At 45.9% G+C, this 2,145-nt stretch carries 2 protein-coding genes and 1 pseudogene; all 3 read left to right on the top strand.

Features of this window, described 5'->3' with window-relative positions; genetic code table 11:
• Window positions 1–555 (top strand): annotated as a pseudogene (locus L1N85_RS26860) (T7SS effector LXG polymorphic toxin); the annotation flags it as partial.
• Window positions 556–571: 16 nt separating this feature from the next.
• Entirely contained in the window at window positions 572–862 is a 291-nt protein-coding gene (locus tag L1N85_RS26855) for a hypothetical protein (RefSeq protein WP_235242074.1), read from the top strand.
• Between the two features lie 438 nt (window positions 863–1,300).
• Window positions 1,301–2,145 (top strand): peptidoglycan-binding domain-containing protein (locus L1N85_RS26850; protein WP_235242073.1); only part of this gene is annotated, 845 nt, incomplete at its 3' end.

Below are 2,145 nucleotides of genomic sequence, written 5' to 3'. Positions count from 1 at the left end.
CATTGGCTCAACAGCTTCGGTTTAGCCACTGCGCTAGCCGGAGGAGCGAAAGTCATTTCCCCTACCAAACCCGGTTCCTCCGGAACAACAACTGTTAAGGGTTCGGGTAATGTAGGTATACCTGAAATTACTCCCAAATATGCTACAGCAATTGACAACAAAGTAACTCTGAAAGAACAAGTAGAACTACCATCATGGCTTAAAGAAACATATACGGATGGCCATTATAGAACAGTGGTTACAAATGAAAGTATCTCTGTATACCGTACATTCGGTGGAAATGCAGGAGAAAATGGGGCTTTTGCTACTACCGTCCCTGCCGCAAACAGAATTACTAGTAAAATTAACTCTGCTCTTTTACCGGAATGGAAGAACAGTAGACAGTATGAAGCAGTTATTGAAATTCCCATAGGTACAGAATTAAATATTGGTAAAGTTGAGCTACAAAAGACCCAGACAGGAACGATTCTCCAAGGAGGCGGAGACCAAATTTTACTACCACAAAATTGGCCCAAAGAATGGATTAAAGAAATCAGGGAAGTTCCAAGCAGATAAGGAGGGGTGGTGTAATATGTTAAATAATACAGAGCAAGATAGGTTGCATATGCAATTTAAAAAAGTATTAATCCTATTAGAACAACATTATAGTACTCAACCTACACCCATGCTAGAAATGATTATATCACGCTATCAAAATGCTAATGATATTTTGGAGAAAAATAATCTTGAAGATTTGACAAAAGATATGTTTAAAATTGGTGGTTCAGTAAGGGCATACTTGGAATCGTATAGCGATTATATGAATCCGATGCTCGGTGAAATGGAGAAGGCTGAGAATATGCTTAAAGAATTTTTTCATTAAAAACTGGGAGCTACCCAGTGCCGAATGAACCCATCATTCTACCAATAACACATATAAACCATGTAATACCTGTACAAGAATTTTTTCATTTCATCTGTACGCATAAAATATGCTTGAAAAGTATAATCTAAATAACGGTTTAACGATACAAATGACGGGTCGATTATGGTCAGATACTACCATGATTGACCTGTTTTTTTGTTATCTTCGTTTACTTACGGTCAACAAAGAAGAGGATTTTGTCAGCAACTTAACTGACCGTTGTACGATGATTATCGTGTAATCTAATGACGACCAGTCAACATATACAGGTAAGGATACGTTTTAGGCTAGCCGCCTTGCCCAGGCAAGAACTGAACAAGATGAAACAAGCGGTGGCTTCTAAATAGTGCCAGTTCGACTCCAAAACCATCCTCATCGGCTCAGCAGGCTGCTCAAATGGTCGGTAGAACCTTCGATTTGGACAGCTCCGGAGCTGCTGCATGGGCGAAGTCGGGCCTGAAGGAGCTTGAGCGCACGGAGCAGCGGGAACAATTGCTCGACAAGGCCCAGCGAGGAAGCAAGACTGCCGGCCAAGAACTGAACAGCATGTTCCGGACCGAAGACCAGACTAGCTTGAAAAAGCTTGCCCAAAGCAACGATCCGCTAGGCCGGATGGCCCGAACGGAAATGAGCCGAAGAGAGCAGGAAGCGCGAGCGCTGGCTGCCCTGCAAGCGCAGCGTGCCAATGCCAGCAATAAAATGATCGACATGGGCGATCAGGGCGAATCCGTCAAAGCCGTGCAGGAAAAGCTGCGAACGTTAGGTTATAATATAGCTGCAGATGGTCAATTCGGTGCGCAGACGCAAGCCGCTGTTAGACAATTTCAACGTGATTACGGGATCAAAGCCGACGGCGTAGTAGGCAACCAGACGTTCAGCGTCTTGGGAGCGGCTGATTCCACGCGCCATGCGAGCGACACCATCAAGGCCGCCGCCATTCAAAGCGCCAAGCAGTCCCGACCAGGCGACATCTCCGGGCATACGCTTATTCTCTCGGAAGCCTCGATGAACAACGTCTTGCGGGAAGTCGAGCGACTGGCCCGACAAGCCGGACCGAACGCGTATGTCAGAACGAACATTGTGGACAACAAACCCGTGATCGTGGGCATCGGTTATCGGCAACAGCCGAGTGCAAATCCCCGCATCCAGGTCATGAATTCTGGATCAGGAAGCCCGGCTTCCAACCCAGTCCAGAGCGCAACACCGTCGATGAATCCTGTGCAAATAAGCTTGCAAAGCTT

The organism is Paenibacillus alkaliterrae, assembly GCF_021532375.1.
GTDB classification, from domain to species: domain Bacteria; phylum Bacillota; class Bacilli; order Paenibacillales; family Paenibacillaceae; genus Pristimantibacillus; species Pristimantibacillus alkaliterrae.
The sequence above is the reverse complement of the archived record's forward strand: the minus strand, read 5'-3'. Positions and strand labels throughout refer to the sequence as shown.